Below are 19,134 nucleotides of genomic sequence, written 5' to 3'. Positions count from 1 at the left end.
AGTGTCTCCTAAAATGGGGGAACCTTCAATTTATTTTTCCGGGTTTAAGCATTGACTTTTTTTTTTTTTTTTACAATCATACATATCAACTTGAATTATTTGTTTGTTTTATAAAAGTCTTAAAAAAGGAGGAAAATATGAAAAAGTTATTAAGTGTATTGGCAACAGTAGGGGTTGTTGCTTCATCAACTGTTAGTGTTGTTGCGTGTAGTGCAAAATCTGACAATAAACCAGAATAATCTAAAAAAGATATTGCTCAGGTTGTTCGAAATTTTGAACAGGATGTGGCAAAGATATGATCAGAGCATTATGAAAAGGAAGTTGCAAGTAATTTGATTACTGTAGAAGATGTAAAAAATGATTATAAATTTTTGAATAAAGAAAATATTCAGAAATTCTCAAAATCAGAGAATAAATTCACAGTTGAACATAAAAAACATTTGACTAGTGATGTTGAGAAATTATTTCAAATTAAGTTGTTAAAACAGAAATTAAATGAGTTAAAAAAAGTTAATGAATATAAAATTATTTTAGATGAGATGGATTCTGTTTTTGAACATGTTGAGTTGCTTTTTAATAATAATTTTGAAATAAATTCAGGAGAAGTGGTTGAGGGAAGTTATATAGGTAATGTGGTAGTGGATTATAATATTGTGACTAACTATAAAGGGCTTAATGATGTTGAGAAGTTTAAACAATCAGGAACATTGAAGTATACTTCAACAGAAAGTGAGTCATTTAAAAAAGTAGGGGATGTGATGTATAAAAATATTGCAAAGGATATGTTTACTTCACAAGAAACACAAAAGTATGTGAATTTGAAATGAAGTGATATTAAAGGAGAAAAACAAGATTATGAAGCTTTTGTAAATTCAAATGCTGAGTTGAAAAAGTATTATAATGATAGTGAAAATTTTAATCAGGCTTTATTGAAGTTACTTAAAGATAAGTATTTTAAACTTGCTTTTCCAACATTAGATATTAGTTATAGTAAAAGAAGTATATATAGATCAAATGATTTTTTAGTAGAGAATAAAGAGTATTTGATTATGAATAATTTTGATAAAGAAAATGCTATAAAGTTAAAAGAAGGTCAAGATACAGAAACTATATCAAAAATTCTTTTAGGTGATGAAGGGCTAATAAAAGAAACTTTGAAGTCACAAGTATTTAATTCAAGAGCTTTGCAAAAAAATAGAAAGAAATATAGTTCTGTTCAAGATGAGTTTTTAAATAAGTTTTCAACTTCTGTAGAAGTTGAAAAGTATAAGGTAACTGATAGTTACTATGATTTAGCAGAGGCTATGGGATATGTTGATTTTGTTGCTCCTGTTATTGGAATTGGAGTAGCAGGGGGAAGTTCTTATCATCATGAGTTGCCTGATTTTAAGTTGGCAATTTCTTATTCAATGAATGGTGAAAATGATGAGATTAGTGAGAGTTTTATAGAATTATCATTGAAATTGTTTGGTGTTTATAAAGAACTTTGAGCTCCTAAAGAAATAATCAATAGTCAATATTTATTATTTAAAATTAGTTATCAAAAAAGAGATAGTATTTGAAAATATATAAAAAATAATTTAAAAGATAGAAGCGTTAAAGAAGTAAAAAGTATCTTGCATAATTATGAACAGTTTTATTTTATAGAGTTGGAGAGAAGTTTGAGTTTATTGGATATGACAAGAAATGTTTTTAAAAGTTCTAATATTTTATATTTACTAAATACTGATAAAAAAGATAGCTTTGAATTTAATAACTTACTATTTAGATCAGCTAATGATAACGGATTCTTTAAGGTATATAGTAATAGTTCAAGTAATAATTTTTTTGCAAATATTAATTATTTGACATTTAGTTTATTTGGAATAGTAGAAATGAATATTTATTTTGAACAAAAAAACAAGTTTAATGATGTTATTATCTTTTAAAATAACTTTATAAAGAATTAAAAAATATAAGTTATAAAACTTATATTTTTTTTAATTACTAAAAAAATAACTCTTAATATTTCCCACAACTATTATAATATGCTACTTTATATTTATTCTTAATTTTGTTATAATAAATGTAATTAAACCTTAGGGGAGAAAAAATATGCAAGTAAAAAAAATTATAGCTAAAAATTTCTTAAATCTAGGAGAACAAACTTATATTTTTAATGATGAACAAATTTTAACAAATGGTATATATAATGATGCAAATTAATTTTTAATAATAAATGATTTAATAAATGGTTTATGACTTAATTCAACTATGAGTTTTGAAAAATATTATCCAAAATTTGCAAAAAAATTAAAAGGAAAAGATATGAATTTTCAAATTGATGCATTATTTGTATTAACAGATGAAGAATTAGATCAATTTAATACAATTCTTAGAAGTCTAGGGATTTTAAGACCTTACAAATCAAGAGCAGATTATTATTCAATTAAATGTATCTTTCCATTTATTTTCCCAATAATTACTATAGTTCCTGCAGAATTTGAAAATGAAAAAACAATAGGGGTTGGAAATCACTATGAAAAATTCTTTAAAACAAATTTAAATAAAAGAGATATTTTAGTAGCAATGGGTATTTTTGCTGTTGGAAAAATTAGAGAAAAGTATTTTGAATTTAAAGATATTGAAGTAAGTGAAGAAGATAAATTAACTTATAGAAATTTTTTAGATGTAATTAAAGCAACATATCAATATGATGAAGAGTTTATTAAAAAATTTAGTCAAGCCATTTATAACATCGATGATGGAGATATTATAAATTATGCTGATGAATATGAATTCTTTTTAAAAAATAAATACTTTAATGACTTTTTAGATACAATTCCTTTATTTAGAGAAGAAGAAATATTTAGAGATTATTTTTCAAAACTTTTATATGATATTTACTTGGTAGATATTAAATGAATCTATTCTGTTAGATCTTTAAACAATATTGTTGAACTTAGACAAAATATATTTGATAATTATTGTGAAAATACATATTATTCAGAAGAATTAATTAACTTTTTTAATATTAAATTTAAGTTAAATAAAAAAATGTTTAATTATATTGCTCCTACAAATCAATTTAGAAGAAATTTAAATATGGATAAGACTCTTATTTATAAAGATGAACCAAAAATAACATCAATATTTGAAAAAGGAGCAGTAGATCCAAAAATTATTAGACCAAAAGAAGTTAAAACATTTAAAACAAGAAGAAGATAAATTATAGATAAATAACTAGGAACTGTTGTTCATATTTTATCTATTTTTTTATGGAGAGTTATTATGGCAGAAATTAAAGAAACAGATTTATTAACTAATCTTGTTAATATACAAGAACTGTACAAAAATGCAAGAAATACAAAAATTTCAAATGAAGAAGCAAAAAAATTCATTGACTCAATTTTTGACAATTATTTTTTAGATAATGATAATATAAATTTTTTACTTAAAAATAATTATAATTTTTTTTCATTTGATGATGAATAGTTGTTTTTTTGTTTAAGTGGTTCTAAATTTGAGAAATGCTGTAATTTAGCACTAGAAAAAAAGAAAACTGACAATTACATTCCATTTCTTAAAGCTATTATTAAATCTGAAAAATATAAAGATTATTTACAATTTTCTTCAAAGTTATTTGAAAAGATATATATAAAATTAGCTAAAAATGAAAAATGTAATTTACCATATTGTGAAAATAGTGCAATTGAAAATTCATTATATAATATAAACTTTGATCAAGATGAATATGTTTCAACAAATAAAAGAAATATATTCGACAATTATTATCAAATGGTTTTATCATTTTTTAAAAAAGTGGAAAATAATCAGTTTAAATTTTTTGGGTTTTGTGAAGAACATGACAATCAAATTAAAGATATTAAAATAACAATAAATAGTGTAGATAAAGATATTTTAATTTTAAATTTTGTCACTATAGTTTATAAATTATTTATATCAAGAGTTCAATTAGAGGCTTTAAAAGAAGAGTTTAGAATTTATTTTAATTCTATAGATGAAGAGAATGTAAGGATTTTATTTATATATAATCTAAAAAAAATATCTAATCATGTAGCTTCATTATTAGATTTTTACAGTTTTTTTATTGAAGCTTTAAAAGGTGATTCAATGAATTATGAAATTATTAAGTTTACTTTATCTAAAACAAATAATTTCAAAATTAAAGATGTTTTTCAGCCTCAAATTACACCAGAAAATTTTAATGTTATTAACTCAATTAATAATATTTTTCTTACAGAAAAATTTGCAACTATAATTATGCAAGAAGATAAAAAAAACTCATTTATAACAATGGTTTTTAATAAAAAAAATAAAAATGTTAAAGACTTTTTTGATCAATATTTAAAAGTTATTAAGAAAAATAGCAAAAGTGAAGAAACATTTGTTTCAAATTGTTCTTTAATTTTAGCTGACAATATTATATATAGTAAAAAATGATTTGATAAATTAGAAGAACAAGAAAAAAGTTTTTACTCTGCTTTAAATAAATTTAGATTTGAACATCCAAATATGGGTCAAGAATATTTAAAAATGAAATTTTTTGCAGGTTTTAATAAAGGTAATAATTTTTTTTAAAAGTTACTTTTATATATTATTACTTAATTTAAAAATGCTGCTTTATTAGCAGCATTTTTAAATATTATATAGAATGTTCTCAATCTATATTATTTTCTTCATCTTTACTTTTTTTATAACAACTATCGCATACAAAAATAGCTACTTCATCTTTAATATTTTCATCATAAATATAGATTCTTTTTTTATCCATAAAATTTAAATCATTGTTACAACCAGTATTTTGACATTGTTCTTTCATATTCTCACTCCTTATTAATATTTTACTTAATATTGATAAAAAAGATAGTTAGATATGTTTTAAAAAATAAATATATTTTTCTTTATATAAAAAAATACGATAATAAATAGTATTTTAAAAATTACTTGTTTTTAATATAACATAGTCGACTTTTTTAATATCATTTAATGTTTTTCCCCCTGAATATGAAATAGATGATTGTAAATCTTCTTGCATTTCTTTGTAGGTTTCCATTAATTTTCCTCTTACTTTAATTAATTCTTTTTTTCCTTCAACATATATTTTTTCACCTTTATTATATTCACTTGCACTTCCATAATATTCTTTAAATAATTCTCCATCAACAGTAACATTTTTTCCTGGTGATTCTTCATGAGCTGCAAATAAACTACCAACCATACAAATAGTTGCTCCAAATCTTATTGATTTTGCAATATCACCATTAACTCTTAAACCACCATCAGCAATAATTGGTTTGTTAGCAGCTTTACTACATCATTTAATTGCACCAAGTTGTCATCCACCAGTTCCAAAACCAGTTTTTAGTTTAGTAATACATACTTTACCAGGTCCAACTCCAACTTTAGTTGCATCAGCACCTCAAAATTCTAAATCTCTTACTGCATGAGGTGTTCCAACATTTCCTGCAATTATAAAAGTCTTATTTTCTAAATGTTTTCTAATATGTTCAATCATATTTTTAACACTTAATGAGTGTCCATGAGCAATATCAATTGTTATATAATCTGGAATTATATTTTCTTTTGCAAGTTTTTCAATAAGTATATAATCTTCTTTTTTAACTCCAACACTAATTGATGAAATTAATTTTTTTTCCTTCATTTTTTTTGTAAATAAAAATGAGTCAACATTAAACCTATGCATTACATAAAAATGTCCTTCTTTTGCAAGCTTTTCACATAATTCTTCATTAATAACTGAAGCCATGTTTGCTGGCATAACTGGCATTTTAAATGTATATTTTCCAAGTTTTACTTCTGTGTTACATTCACTTCTTGAATTTACTACACACATACTTGGTATAAGTTGTATATCTTCATAGTCAAAAGCGTACATTTATATTTCTCCTTATGTCCTAAAAAATTATAGCAATAAAATATAAATAAATAATTTTTTTAGGTTATTTATTTAAAAGTTTTTAGCTGCCTTAATTATTTGATCTGCTATTGTATCTATTGCTTCATCATGATTTGTTGTTGAAATTGGAGCAATTTTTGTTCCTGCAAACAAAATAGGTTCTTTTACTGTTGCTCCAACAAATTCTCATGTTCCTTTTAAAAATTCTGTGTGATTTCCTCATAGATATCATCCAAAAGGTGCTCCTTGTGTAGTTAAAATTTGAACAGTTAAGTGTTCTAATAATCCTTTAGCATCTCCTTTTTTAACATATTTATATGAGAAAGTTTGATCTGCTAATAAAATATGATCTAAATAATTTTTAATTAACCCTGAAACATTAAAATTATTCATTGGACTTGAAATAACTATTTTATCTACTTCTTTTAATTGATTAATATATTTTAAAGCATCGTTTTCATTAAAATATACTCCAAAGTTTTCTCTTGATAGAGTTTTGTGAGCCATTTCTTCTTTATTTAAGTCTAAATTAATTATTTCATCATTTGGATTTAAAGTTTTATATTCTTTAATAAATCTGTTTGTTAAAGCTAATGAAAATGATTTTTCAACAGGACTAACAGTTCCTGTAATTACTAACACTTTTTTTGACATATTTTTTCCTCCTTGTCATCAGTTTAATTTTATATTTAAATTATTAAAAATAATTTTTTAATTTTAATAATTTAAATATAAAATGAATAAAAGAGGTATAAAATGGAAAAAGTTACAATAATTATCATTGCTGGGGGAAGTGCTGGGGGCAAAACAACTGTAGCACAAACAATAGCAAATGAAATTTTTATGAACAAAGATGTAGTGCATTTATCAATGGATAGTTATTATAAAGATTTTAGTGATTTATCTTTTGAAGAAAAACAAACCTTAAATTTTGATCATCCCAATTCATTAGATATAGAATTACTTTGTAAACATTTAGATGATTTAAAGCAATTTAAATCTATTCAAGTGCCAGTTTATGATTTTAAAACTCACTCACAAAAAAATGAATTTGTTAAAATAAATGCTTCAAATGTTGTCATTTTAGATGGAATTCTTTCTTTACATATTGAAGAAATCAGAAAAAGAGGAGATATTAAATTATTTATCAGAACAGATGATGATATAAGATTTATTAGAAGACTTTTAAGAGATGTAAATGAAAGAGGCAGAAAGCTAGATGATGTTGTTAATCAGTATGTCAATACTGTAAAACCTATGCACAAATTCTTTGTAGAACCATCTATAGATTATGCTGATTTGATTATTCCTTATTATGAAGGCAATAATATTGCAATTGATATGATTGCTTCAAAAATAAGTAGTTTGTTAAAAAAATAAAATCATTAACCATTATTATATAAAGAAAATGAGTTGACAAACTCATTTTTTTGATAAAACTTTTCTTATATTTAATGTTTTTTTCATAAAAATCACAAAAAAAAGAATAAAAATCCCATAAATAAAGGGTTTTTTAAATAAAATTGACATTAAATATTTAAATGTGATATATTTATTTTAAATGGAATATGAGGTAAAAGTATGAATGAAAATAATAAAGATTTATCTTATACAGAAGATAGTATTCAAATTTTAGAAGGTTTAGAAGCTGTTAGGAAAAGACCAGGGATGTATATTGGATCAACTGATTCAAGAGGACTTCACCATCTAGTTTGAGAAATTGTAGATAATTCAATTGATGAAGCGTTAGCAGGTATTTGTACTGAAATTAATGTTTTAATTGAAAAAGATGGTTCAGTAACTGTAAAAGATAATGGTAGAGGAGTTCCGATTGGTAGTTACAAAGGTACAAAACAATCAACTCCTGAAATAATATTTTCAGTTTTACATGCTGGGGGTAAATTTGGAGGAGATGGTTATAAAACTTCAGGGGGACTTCACGGTGTAGGTTCTTCAGTTGTAAATGCACTTTCAAGTAAATTTAAAGTAACCATTTACAGAGATGGTCTTATATCTAAAATTAAATTTGCAAATGGTGGTAAATTAGTACAACCTTTAAAACAAATTGGAACAAGTAAGCAAAATGGAACAGTTGTAAATTTTTTACCAGATGAAATAATGTTTTCTACAACTAAATTTTCTTTTTCTACAATTAGTGAAAGATTAAAAGAATCAGCACTATTAAACTCAGGACTTAAGTTAACACTTAAAGATAATAGAAGTGATAAATATGTTGAATATATTTATGAAAATGGTTTGACAGAATTTGTAAATGAACTTAAAGGATCACAAAAATCTTTATGTTCTCCAATTCTTTTAAAAGGAAGTGAACAAAATATTGATGTTGAGATTGCTTTGACATATACAACAGATTTTTCAGAAACAGTTTTAGGTTTTGCAAATAATGTTAAAACAAGTGATGGGGGAACTCATTTAACAGGTTTTAGAATAGGTTTAGTAAAAGCTTTAAATGAATATGGAAGAACAGAAAATATCTTAAAAGAAAAAGATAAAAGATTAGATTCATCTGATATTAAAGAAGGTTTAATTGCCATTGTTACTGTTAAAATTCCTGAGAATTTAATTCAATATGAAGGTCAAACAAAAGGTAAATTAGGAACAAGTGAAGCAAGAACTGCTTGTGAAAAAGTTACAGAACAAAATATTAGTTTTTGATTGCAAGAAAATAAAACAATAGCTATTTCTATTATTGAAAAAGCTCTTTTAGCAAGAAAAGCAAAAGAAGAAGCAAGAAAAGCAAGACAAGCTGTTAGAGATCAAAAATCAAAATTTAAATCAAGAAATATGCTTGGTAAATTAACTCCAGCACAAGGTAAGAATAAAGAAGAAAATGAATTATTTTTAGTCGAAGGAGATTCAGCTGGGGGAAGTGCAAAATCTGGAAGAGATAGAAAATTTCAAGCTATTTTACCTTTAAGAGGTAAAGTTATTAATGCTGAAAAAACTAAATTAATAGATTTATTAAAAAATGAAGAGATAACAACAATTATTAATGCAATTGGTGCAGGTATTGGAAGTGATTTTGATTTAAGTGATTCAAATTATGGAAAAATAATTTTAATGACAGATGCTGATACTGATGGTGCACATATTCAAACATTATTGCTGACTTTCTTTTATCGTTATATGAAAGAATTAATAATAAATAAAAATATTTTCATAGCTATGCCACCTTTATTTAAAGTTACAACAGGTTCAAATAAAAAAGATTTTATTTATTTATGAACAGAAGATGAATTAACAAGTTTTATGAAAAAGACCAAATCAAAAGTAGAAATTCAAAGATATAAAGGATTAGGAGAAATGAACGCTGATCAACTTTGAGAAACAACAATGGATCCAGAACATAGAAAGTTAATTCAAGTTACAATTGATGATGCACTTGCTGCAGAAAATTCATTTAGAACTTTAATGGGAGATAATTCTGAAAAAAGAAAAGAATGAATTGAAGAAAATGTAAAATTCACACTTGAAGAAAAAGTTGAATTTATTTAATCAATAATAAACTTTTTAAAGACGTGATAATAATATGACAAATAAATTAAATTTAAATCAAAAGGTAGAAATTATTTTAAGTAAGTTTTAAAAACACAATAAAATAAATAAAGATATTAAAAGATATAAATACCATGAAAAATCTAATTGATTTCATTAATACAGAAATTAGTGAAATCAATTTTGAAATATATTAGGAGGAAAATATAATGGCAGTTAAAGATGAAAAGGGAATTATTAATTTTGCACTTGAGGAACTGATGGGTGATCGTTTTGGAAGATATGCTAAATATATTATCCAAGAAAGAGCTTTACCTGATGTTAGAGATGGTTTAAAACCAGTACAAAGACGTATTTTATTTACAATGAATGAAATTAATTTAACTCATGACAAAGCATATAAAAAATCAGCTCGTGTGGTTGGGGATGTAATTGGTAAATATCACCCTCATGGAGATACTTCTGTTTATGATGCTCTTGTTCGTATGAGTCAACATTGAAAGTTAAATATTCCCTTAGTCGATATGCATGGTAATAATGGATCAATTGATGGAGATAGTGCAGCTGCAATGCGTTATACTGAAACAAGACTTGCAAAAATATCAAGTACTATCTTAGCTGATCTACAAAAAAATACTGTTTTATTTGCTCCAAACTATGATGATTCAGAAAAAGAACCAACTGTTTTACCTGGATATTTTCCAAATATTTTAGTTAATGGAGCAACTGGTATTGCTGCAGGATATGCAACAAATATGCCTCCACACAATATTATTGAAGTAATTGATGCAGTTATTGCAACAATTAAAAATCCAAAAATTAAATTGTCAGATATTTTAAAAATTATTAAAGGTCCAGATTTTCCAACTGGTGGAATAGTAATGGGTCAAGAAGGAATTGAATCTGCATTTGAAACAGGAAAAGGAAGAGTTATTCTTCAATCAAAAATGCACAGAGAAGAAGACAATATTATTATTGACGAAATTCCTTATGAGATTGTTAAACAAGATCTTGTTAGAAAAATAGGAGATGTTGTTGATGCAAATACACAAATTGAAGCAAGAGAAGTTAGAGATGAAACAGATAGAACTGGATTAAGAATTGTAATTGAATTATCTCCAAAAGCTGATTATGAAGTTACAAGAAAATTTTTATTAAAAAATACACCATTACAAATTTCATATAACTATAATAATGTTGTTATTGTTGATAAACAACCAAAGCAATTAGGTATAATTCCAATAATTAATGCTTATATAAAACACTATAAGGAAGTTTTTACAAGAAAAACTCAATATGATTTAGACAAAGCAGAAAAAAGATTAGAAATAATTGATGGTTTAATTAAAGCAATTTCTATTTTAGATGAAGTAATAAAAATTATTAGAAATTCATCAAATAGAAGTGATGCTATTGCTAATTTAATTCAAAAATATGAGTTCACAGAAACACAATCTATTGCTATTGTTGATTTAAGACTTTATAGATTAACTTCAACTGATATTGTTAAATTACAAGAAGAGAAAAAAGAACTTGGGCAATTAATTTCTGAATTTAAATCAATATTAGGAGATATTAAAATTCTTGATTTAAAAATTATTGAAGAATTAACAAAAACAAAAAATGAATTTAAAGTTTCTAGAAGAAGTGAAGTTGTAAGCGAAATTGAAAATATTGATGTAGAAATTAAAAAAACTATTGTGCAAAAAGATTATACAATTTGAATTTCACAAGATGGTTATTTAAAAGCAATTGAAGATTCTCAACTTGGAAAAAACTCAATGGAAGACTTTAAACGTAAACCAAATGATATTTGAATTTCACAAGTACCTGCTTCAAGTTTAGATTTTATTTTGTTAGTATCAAGTGCAGGAACATATTATTCTATTCCTGTTTATAAAATTATTCCAAGTAAATGAAAAGAAACAGGAATGCATATAAATAAAGTTGCAACAATTTCAGGAAATGAAAAAATTCTTGCAGCATTTGTGGTAAAAGAATTTAAAAATGCTAAGCAAGAAATATTATTAGCAACTAAAAAAGGTATGATTAAACGTACTCCAATTGAAGATTTGGAAACAAAGTTATTTTCTAAACCATTTAGAATTATTAAATTACAAAATGAAGATGAACTTGTATCTGCTTCATTAGTAACATCAAAAACAAAAACAGTAACAATGCTTACAAGAAGTGGTTTTGCTGTTAGATATGATATTGCAGAAATTCCTTCTGCAGGTCCAAATGCAAAAGGTGTTAAATCAATAGTTGTTAAAGATGAAGATATTGTTGCAGGTAAAGCATTTACAATTGGAGATATTTTAATAATTACAAATAAAGGTAATGTTAAAAAAATTAAACAAGATCTTGTTCCAATTATGTCAAGACCAAAGCGTGGTGTTAGATTATATCCATGAAATAAAAAACGTGATGAATTTGCAACATTCTTATATAATGTTCAATCAAAAGATATTTTAAATATTTTAGATGAAGAAGATAACTTAACACAGTTAAATATTAAGAACTTTAAATTTGCAGAATTAGAAGATGTACCAGAAGATTTAGATATGTCAGAAATAATAACAAGTACTTTAGAAAAATCATTTATTATCAAAAATGGAGATATACCACCATCACCAAGAAGTGCTGATGAAGAAAATATAAAAATTGTTGAACCTAAGAAAAACACTATAAAGCCTGAAAAAGTAAAAGAAACTAAAAAAGTGGAAATAAAATTAGTTAACAATTCAAAACAGGAAAAAGAAACTTCAAATATTGAAGATGAAGATACAAGTGAACTTAAAATAGATATAGATGATTTAGTTTAATAAATTTTTTAATTATTGTATTTTTATTCCAAAAAATAAAGTTATAAGTTTTTAAAAATAATTAGAGACATTTTAAAAAATAAACAAATTGTTATTAATTAAATTAAGTTCAAAATTATTGCATATTTTATTTAAAAAAGATAATAAGTCATTACAGTAGTGGAATGACTTATTTTTAATAAAAAAGCATTTTGTATATTAAAAAATATAAAAGTGTTTATTTTTTAAATGTATATGTTATATTTAAATAAATTAAAGGAGAAGTAAAAATGCAAACATTAATTGATATTAAAAATATATCAAAAAGTTTTGGGAAAAAAGTTATATTTAAAAATTTTGATCTTAAAATAGAAGAAGGACAAAGGATTGCATTAATGGGAGCTAATGGATGTGGCAAAACAACATTAGTTGAAATGATTGCTCAATTTAGTAAAACTGATTCAGGAGAAATTAAAATAAACTTAGAAAATAATATTAAGCAAGAAATAGGAATTCAATTACAAGAAGGCAATTGACCTACAGGAATTACAGCACAAAATATGCTAGATTTTTATAAGTCTGTATATCCAAAATTTACAAAAGAATGAGAAGAAAAACTTAAAAAAGTTTTTGAAATTGATGAATTTATAAAAAGACCACTTAAAAAATTGAGTGGAGGACAAAGACAAAGATTTAATGCTATGATATCAATTATGAATAATCCAAAAATAATAATTCTTGATGAATTAACAACAGGATTAGATATGGAATTGCAATTTAAAATTATTGATTTTTTTAAAAAAAATACAAAAGAGTTTAAACAAACTTTATTACTAGTTTCACATCATCCTGAAGAAGTTGAAGAAATGTGTGATAGGCTAATTATTATTAAAGATAGCAAAATATGATATGATGATTCAGTTGAAAATACAATTAAAAAACATAAATCAGTAAGAGAATTAATGAATAAATTTTTTAAAGGAGAAAATAAATAATGAACAAAGTTAAAAAACATAGTAAATTTGAAGTTAAAAAACAAATTAGTATTTTTAAAAACTTGTCATTATTACTTTATAAATCTTTTATAAAAGAACCTAAATCAATAATTTTTATGATTTTTGTACCAATATTTTTTAATATAATGTTTTTCTTTATTATGGGAGCGAAAATTCAAGGTGAAAAATATGGAGTTTTATTTGGATATACATTATTACCTTGTTTAACATGTTTAACTTTACTTGCACCTGCTGTTGTTGAGTGAAAAAACTCTGTTTTTCTAAAAAGAATTGATATCACAGGAATTAGAAAATCAATGTTTATAGCAGCACTTTGATTTGTATATTTAATTGCAGGAATTGTTGCTTTCTTTTTAATGATGATATTTAATTTAATTTTTTCACAAATACATAAATTAGTGTCGTCAAGTGATCTGTTAAGTTTTGCTCAACTTTTGGGTCAAATCAATTGAGGATATATGTTACTATCTATGATTTTAATTACTTTGACTTCTATTGCACTTGCAACATTTTTTGGAGGACTATTTAGTTCAGTTGGTTCAATGCAAGGAATGATAATGATGATATATTTCTTTAGTATATTCTTATCAGGAATAATGCTTCCACCAGAAGCATTTGAAACAAGTAAAGGAATGATTATTTTTACATATTTTATACCACATAAATATGGAGTATTTTTATTTTTATATGCAACAAGAGGTTGAAGTGATAAGGGTTGAGATAGTGGATTTAATAAGCATTATTCAAATCCTATGGAAACTACTTCAGAAAACTTCATTGGACAAGACTTCACTTCTACATGACAGCCAATTCTTGGAGCAATCTTAATACTTATTGCAATATTTGCACTTACATCATTTACTTTTAAATGATCAGCTAAAAAATAAGTAAGTTTTTTTCTTTTAAAAAAGTATTTATTAACTTTTTTAGCAACATTTTAATTATTTTAAATCCAATTAATTATTTGATTTTTTAAATTTAATAAATAGTAAAAGAGACTAAAAAATTCTATTTAAAAATGGCTTTGTATTGTAGCTAATATTATGCATACTTTATAAAATTAATATAAATCAAAATATAGTTAGGAAATACAAAAAAAATTTAAAATAAAAACATTAGATACTTTAGTGCTTTATAATTTGTAAAATTTATTTTTCCACCTTATATCTGCACATGTTTTTTTAGCTTTCATTGATATAATTAAGTTGTTCGAATCCCAAACATTTTTTCATACTTTGCTTGTGTATTGAACTTCGTGATCTGAGTCAATAATTATTCCACTCAGATCTTTTATTTTTTTAATAACATTAATTGTTCTTTTTAAAGTAGCAATTACAATTCTTAATCCAGTTCTATCTGTTTCATCTCTAACTTCTTTTATGAATTTATCGATTATTGTTGATTTATAAGCTTTTTTACTTTTCAAATTATATATGTTAAATATTTATGAGATAGTTCTTTTGAAACTTTCCTATATCCAAATTGTTTTCTATTATCATGAAGGTTCCCCCTATAGAGGGAACGTTTTTTTTTTTTTTTATTATTTTTTATTTATTCTAATTCTATCATTATTATAAAAATCTAATCATGCTCATGTTATTTTTAAGCATTGATTAATGTTTTCAATATGACATGTTCTTATAGTTTCATCTTTTAAACAACTATGAAAACTTTCATGCTTGCCATTATGATGAGGTGTTCCTTGTTTTTAATAACTTCTAATGATTTGCAAATCATTACATAAATTTATGTAGTTTTTAGAAGTATATTGATTTCCATTATCTGAATGTAATAATATTGGACCTAAATATTTTTTATTTTTATATGCCATTTTTACAGTTTCAAGCACAAAATCTGTCTTTTGATTATCTATTCTTTTAGATTTTCCTATTATTTCTCCAGTTAAATTATCTTGAACTGTGCAAATATAACCTTTTTTTGTTTTAACTGAAAATTGATTTATGTCACTAGTTCAAATGTTTTCAAATCCCATTTCTTTTGCTTCTTTAAGATAATTTTTTCTAATAGTTTCTTTATATTTTTTAATTTCATGTTTAGTTTGTTTCTTAATATAATATGCAATATGATTAAATTTTTTAAATATACGTTCTAATTTTTTGTGATTTATCCTAAAAGGGTCAATATAATTCAATTTAAAATATAAAGATCATCTTTTAGCACTATAAGCACTAAGAAAATTATTTTTTTCAATTTCTGAAATCACTAAATTCATAATTCTTGTATCATTGAGGAAATTCATTAAAGTTTTATTTTCTTTATATGTTGATGTTCTATTGATATTTAAAATTTTGCAAATTATTGTTCGATTATATTTCGTATTTATTAATAATTCCTGAATTATTTCTTTTTGGTTTTGCCCTTGGAGGCTCATTGCTTTTTTAAAATATGATTCTCCTTAATTAATTCTTTATTATAGTCGAATAGAACTCCTATAAACAAATCATTTGCCTTTTGAGATATGCTGTAATCTATTTTATAAGGAAAGCGAGTTTTTGCTTCACTTATCTTTGCATTTTTATATTTGTTAATTATTGTTCCAATTGATCCAGTAGTTGAGTTAAATTTTAATGCTATTTCTTTTAGAGAATAGCAATTCAAACTTAATTCAATAATTTTTTCTTTTTCTTCTTGAGTTCATTTTATAAAATTTTGTCCTTTTTTAGCTATATATTTTTCCTTTCTATTATTATATAAAAGTGTCTCCTAAAATGGGGGAACGTTCAATTTATTTTTCCGGGTTTTAAGCATTGACTTTTTTTTTTTTTTTTACAATCATTAATATCAATTTGAATTACTTATTTGTTTTTTAAGGGTCTTTAAAAAGGAGGAAAATATGAAAAAGTTATTAAGTCTATTGGCAATAGTAGGGTTTGTTGCTTCATCAGCTGTTAGTGTGGTTGCGTGTGTTGCAAAATCTGACAATAAACCAGAAGAATCTAAAAAAAATATTACTCAGGTTGTTCGAAATTTTGAACAGGATGTGGCAAAAATATGATCGGAGCATTATGAAAAAGAGGTTGCAAGTAATTTGATTACTGTAGAAGATGTAAAAAATGATTATAAATTTTTGAATAAAGAAAATATTCAGAAATTCTCAAAATCAGAGAATAAATTAACAGTTGAACACAAAAAACAGTTGACTAGTGATGCTGAGAGATTATTTCAAAATAAGTTGTTAAAACATAAATTAAATGAGTTAAAAAAAGTTAATGAATATAAAATTATTTTAGATGAGGTGGATTCTGTTTTTGAACATATTGAGTTGCTTTTTAATGATATTTTTGAAATTAATTTAGGAGAAGTGGTTGAGGGAAGTTATATAGGTAATGTGGTAGTGGATTATAATATTGTTACTAACTATAAAGGGCTTAATGATGTTGAGAAGTTTAAACAATTTGGAGCATTGAAGTATACTTCAACAGAAAGTTAGTCATTTAAAAAAGTAGGGGATCTAATGTATAAAAATATTGCAAAGGATATGTTTATTTCACAAGAAACACAAAAGTATGTGAATTTGAAGTGAAGTGATATTAAAGGAGAAAAACAAGATTATGAGGCTTATGTAAATTCAAATGCTGAGTTGAAAAAGTATTATAATGATAGTGAAGATTTTCATCAGGCTTTATTGAAGTTACTTAAAGATAAGTATTTTAAAGTTGCTTTTCCAACATTAGATATTAGTTATAGTAAAAGAAGTATATATAGATCAAATGATTTTTTAGTAGCGAATAAAGAGTATTTGATTATGAATAATTTTGATAAAGAAAATGCTATAAAGTTAAAAGAAGGTCAAGATACAGAAACTATATCAAAAATTCTTTTAGCAGATGAACAGGTAATAAAACAAGTTTTGAAATCACAAGTATTTAATTCAAGATCTTTGCAAAAAAAATAGAAAGAAATATAGTTCTGCACAAGATGAGTTTTTAAATAATTTTTTAAGTTCTGTGGAGGTTGAAAAGTATAAGGTAACTGATAGTTACTATGATTTAGCAGTGGCTATGGGTTATGCAGATTTTGTTGCTCCTGTTATTGGAATTGGAGTAGCAGGGGGAAGTTCTTATCAGCATAAGTTGCCTGATTTTAAGTTGGCTATTTCTTATTCAATGAACGGTGAAAATGATGAGATTAGTGATAGTTTTATAGATTTATCATTGAAATTGTTTGGTGTTTATAAAAAAGTTTGAGATCCTAAAGTACGAAAAGAAGATAATCCTAAATTTGATTTAGATTATAGAAGAAATAGTATTTGAAAAGCAAAAAAATTTCAGAATTATGATATGGATATTAAACAAATAAATCATTATTTAAATGATTATGAACAGTTTTATTTTATAGATTTGGAGAAAGCTTTGAATTTATTGGATATGACAAGAAATGTTTTTACAAGTTCAAATATCTTATATTCAATAGATGCAAATAATTATGACAAGAAAGTATCTAGTATTAGTTTTAGAAATGACAATAGTACTGAATATACGTATTATTTTAAGGTAGATTTCATTGAATCATCAAATAGTAGTGATTTTTTTGCAAATATTAATTATTTGACATTTGATTTGTTTGGGATAGTAAAAATGAATATTTATTTAAAAAAAGATAAACAAAAATTTAGAGTTTTTTAGAAGAGTTATTAAGTTAACGTTAAATTAGTTTTATATAAAAGTTAGGAGTTTAATTAGAAATATGTTATTTTTTAATATAAATTAATAAATTTTAAAAGTAATATAAACTTTTCCTTATAGAGGGAAGTTTTTTTAATTTAATAATTATCAATTTAAATGTTTATCAAATTTACTATAAATAATTTAATTTTTTACTATTTTCATTTAATTTTTAAAAATTAAAGTTATAATGACTAATGAAAAGGATAATAAAATAATGAATAAAATAATTAAATTATCTCCATTTTTCTCAGAAAGAATTTGAGGAGGAGAAAGACTAAAAGAATTTGGATTTGATATTTCAAATAATAAAATAGGTGAAGCATGACTTATTTCTACACTTGAAAATGGAATGTCATACTTAAAAAAACAAAATATATCTTTTAAAGATTTTTTTGAAGCTAATAGAGAAAAATTTGGACTTACTAATAATGAAGAGTTTCCATTATTGACAAAAATAATTACTGCCAATGATTATCTTTCAGTTCAAGTTCATCCAAATGATGAATATGCAAAAGTCCATCATAATTCACTTGGAAAACCTGAAAGTTGATATATTTTAGATTGTCCTGAAAATGCTAAGTTAATTTATGGACATAATGCAAAAACTGTAGAAGAATTTGAAGAGTGTGTTTCAAAAGGAAGTTGAAAAAAGCTTCTTAAAGAAGTTGAAATTAAAAAAGGAGACTTTCTTTATGTTGAACCTGGAAAAATTCATGCTATTACTCCAGGAGTAATAGTTTATGAATTGCAAAAATCAAGTGACATTACTTACAGACTTTATGATTATGATAGAGTAGATGATAAAGGAAATCCAAGAGAATTACATATAAAAGAAAGCCTTGCTAATGTTTCAATTCCAGACACACAAGATATTATTATTAGAATTTCTAATAATTTAAAATTTAATTGTGAATTTTTTTCAATTGAAAAAATAAAATCTAATAGTAATCAAAAAACTATTTGAACTAATTCAAAAAACATTAAGTGATTTCAAATAACAATAATAGAAGGAAATTGTATTATTAATAATATTGATTTCAAAATAGGAGAATCAGCAGTTTGTATAGATAACTTAGATCAATTAGAAATATTGGGAGATGCTGAAATTTTAATTGCTTGATTATAAAAACATTTTTATTTTATAAAATGTTTTTTTTATTTTTTTATATATAAATATTTTCTATTTTTTA

Annotated in this window: 20 protein-coding genes; 14 read left to right on the top strand and 6 right to left on the bottom strand. The window is 23.9% G+C overall.

Features of this window, described 5'->3' with window-relative positions; all coding sequences use genetic code 4:
• Positions 1-137: 137 nt before the first annotated feature.
• The 5 genes from AACK92_RS03705 (at position 138) to AACK92_RS03685 (ending at position 4,581) form a co-directional block, all read left to right on the top strand.
• A complete protein-coding gene (locus tag AACK92_RS03705; RefSeq protein WP_339020296.1) occupies positions 138-239 on the top strand; it encodes a lipoprotein in 102 nt (33 codons plus the stop codon).
• Between the two features lie 45 nt (positions 240-284).
• Positions 285-1,928 (top strand): hypothetical protein, encoded by a 1,644-nt coding sequence (locus AACK92_RS03700; protein WP_339020295.1) that lies wholly within the window; start codon positions 285-287, stop codon positions 1,926-1,928.
• A 325-nt stretch (positions 1,929-2,253) separates the two neighbouring features.
• Positions 2,254-3,207, top strand: coding sequence for a hypothetical protein (locus AACK92_RS03695; RefSeq protein ID WP_339020293.1), 954 nt, complete (start codon positions 2,254-2,256; stop codon positions 3,205-3,207).
• Positions 3,208-3,270: 63 nt separating this feature from the next.
• On the top strand, positions 3,271-3,474 hold the full coding sequence (locus AACK92_RS03690) for a hypothetical protein (protein WP_339020292.1): 204 nt from the start codon (positions 3,271-3,273) through the stop codon (positions 3,472-3,474).
• Positions 3,475-4,581 (top strand): hypothetical protein, encoded by a 1,107-nt coding sequence (locus AACK92_RS03685; RefSeq protein ID WP_339020291.1) that lies wholly within the window; start codon positions 3,475-3,477, stop codon positions 4,579-4,581.
• 64 nt (positions 4,582-4,645) lie between these two features.
• Here the strand turns inward: AACK92_RS03685 and AACK92_RS03680 are convergent, their stop codons facing one another.
• From AACK92_RS03680 to AACK92_RS03670, 3 genes are all read right to left on the bottom strand, one after another.
• Positions 4,646-4,822 (bottom strand): hypothetical protein, encoded by a 177-nt coding sequence (locus tag AACK92_RS03680; RefSeq protein ID WP_339020289.1) that lies wholly within the window; start codon positions 4,820-4,822, stop codon positions 4,646-4,648.
• A gap of 114 nt (positions 4,823-4,936) precedes the next feature.
• Complete coding sequence (locus AACK92_RS03675; RefSeq protein ID WP_339020287.1) at positions 4,937-5,899, bottom strand: GMP reductase; 963 nt, start codon at positions 5,897-5,899, stop codon at positions 4,937-4,939.
• 72 nt (positions 5,900-5,971) lie between these two features.
• A complete protein-coding gene (locus AACK92_RS03670) occupies positions 5,972-6,574 on the bottom strand; it encodes an FMN-dependent NADH-azoreductase (protein WP_339020286.1) in 603 nt (200 codons plus the stop codon).
• A gap of 102 nt (positions 6,575-6,676) precedes the next feature.
• On the opposite strand from AACK92_RS03670, the gene udk reads away from it, so the two are divergent.
• The 5 genes from udk (at position 6,677) to AACK92_RS03645 (ending at position 14,143) form a co-directional block, all read left to right on the top strand.
• Complete coding sequence (gene udk / locus AACK92_RS03665; RefSeq protein WP_339020285.1) at positions 6,677-7,300, top strand: uridine kinase; 624 nt, start codon at positions 6,677-6,679, stop codon at positions 7,298-7,300.
• A gap of 201 nt (positions 7,301-7,501) precedes the next feature.
• Positions 7,502-9,436 (top strand): DNA topoisomerase IV subunit B, encoded by a 1,935-nt coding sequence (gene parE, locus AACK92_RS03660; protein WP_339020284.1) that lies wholly within the window; start codon positions 7,502-7,504, stop codon positions 9,434-9,436.
• Positions 9,437-9,645: 209 nt separating this feature from the next.
• Positions 9,646-12,261 carry a DNA topoisomerase IV subunit A gene (gene parC / locus AACK92_RS03655; RefSeq protein WP_339020282.1) on the top strand — a complete coding sequence of 872 codons (2,616 nt, stop codon included), beginning with the start codon at positions 9,646-9,648 and terminating at the stop codon, positions 12,259-12,261.
• Between the two features lie 269 nt (positions 12,262-12,530).
• On the top strand, positions 12,531-13,235 hold the full coding sequence (locus tag AACK92_RS03650) for an ABC transporter ATP-binding protein (protein WP_339020280.1): 705 nt from the start codon (positions 12,531-12,533) through the stop codon (positions 13,233-13,235).
• On the top strand, positions 13,235-14,143 hold the full coding sequence (locus tag AACK92_RS03645) for an ABC transporter permease (RefSeq protein WP_339020279.1): 909 nt from the start codon (positions 13,235-13,237) through the stop codon (positions 14,141-14,143). Before AACK92_RS03650 ends, AACK92_RS03645 begins: the two co-directional genes overlap by 1 nt.
• Before the next feature lie 245 nt (positions 14,144-14,388).
• Here AACK92_RS03645 and AACK92_RS03640 read toward each other — a convergent pair whose 3' ends face one another.
• From AACK92_RS03640 to AACK92_RS03630, 3 genes are all read right to left on the bottom strand, one after another.
• A complete protein-coding gene (locus AACK92_RS03640) occupies positions 14,389-14,682 on the bottom strand; it encodes a hypothetical protein (RefSeq protein WP_339020278.1) in 294 nt (97 codons plus the stop codon).
• A 282-nt stretch (positions 14,683-14,964) separates the two neighbouring features.
• Complete coding sequence (locus AACK92_RS03635) at positions 14,965-15,648, bottom strand: DDE-type integrase/transposase/recombinase (RefSeq protein WP_339020277.1); 684 nt, start codon at positions 15,646-15,648, stop codon at positions 14,965-14,967.
• On the bottom strand, positions 15,615-15,875 hold the full coding sequence (locus AACK92_RS03630; protein WP_339020276.1) for a hypothetical protein: 261 nt from the start codon (positions 15,873-15,875) through the stop codon (positions 15,615-15,617). Before AACK92_RS03630 ends, AACK92_RS03635 begins: the two co-directional genes overlap by 34 nt.
• 235 nt (positions 15,876-16,110) lie before the next feature.
• Between AACK92_RS03630 and AACK92_RS03625 the strand changes: the two genes are divergently transcribed.
• From AACK92_RS03625 to AACK92_RS03610, 4 genes are all read left to right on the top strand, one after another.
• Positions 16,111-16,707: a lipoprotein gene (locus tag AACK92_RS03625; protein WP_339020275.1), complete on the top strand. Its 597-nt coding sequence runs from the start codon at positions 16,111-16,113 to the stop codon at positions 16,705-16,707.
• A gap of 24 nt (positions 16,708-16,731) precedes the next feature.
• Entirely contained in the window at positions 16,732-17,172 is a 441-nt protein-coding gene (locus AACK92_RS03620) for a hypothetical protein (RefSeq protein WP_339020274.1), read from the top strand.
• 52 nt (positions 17,173-17,224) lie between these two features.
• The gene (locus tag AACK92_RS03615; RefSeq protein WP_339020273.1) at positions 17,225-17,902 is read left to right on the top strand and encodes a hypothetical protein; all 678 of its coding nucleotides are present in this window, start codon (positions 17,225-17,227) and stop codon (positions 17,900-17,902) included.
• A 229-nt stretch (positions 17,903-18,131) separates the two neighbouring features.
• A complete protein-coding gene (locus AACK92_RS03610) occupies positions 18,132-19,070 on the top strand; it encodes a type I phosphomannose isomerase catalytic subunit (protein WP_339020272.1) in 939 nt (312 codons plus the stop codon).
• Positions 19,071-19,134 lie beyond the last annotated feature (64 nt).

Source organism: Spiroplasma endosymbiont of Atherix ibis, from assembly GCF_964020005.1.
In the GTDB taxonomy this organism is placed as follows: Bacteria; Bacillota_I; Bacilli_A; order Mycoplasmatales; family Mycoplasmataceae; genus Spiroplasma_A.
The sequence above is the reverse complement of the archived record's forward strand: the minus strand, read 5'-3'. Positions and strand labels throughout refer to the sequence as shown.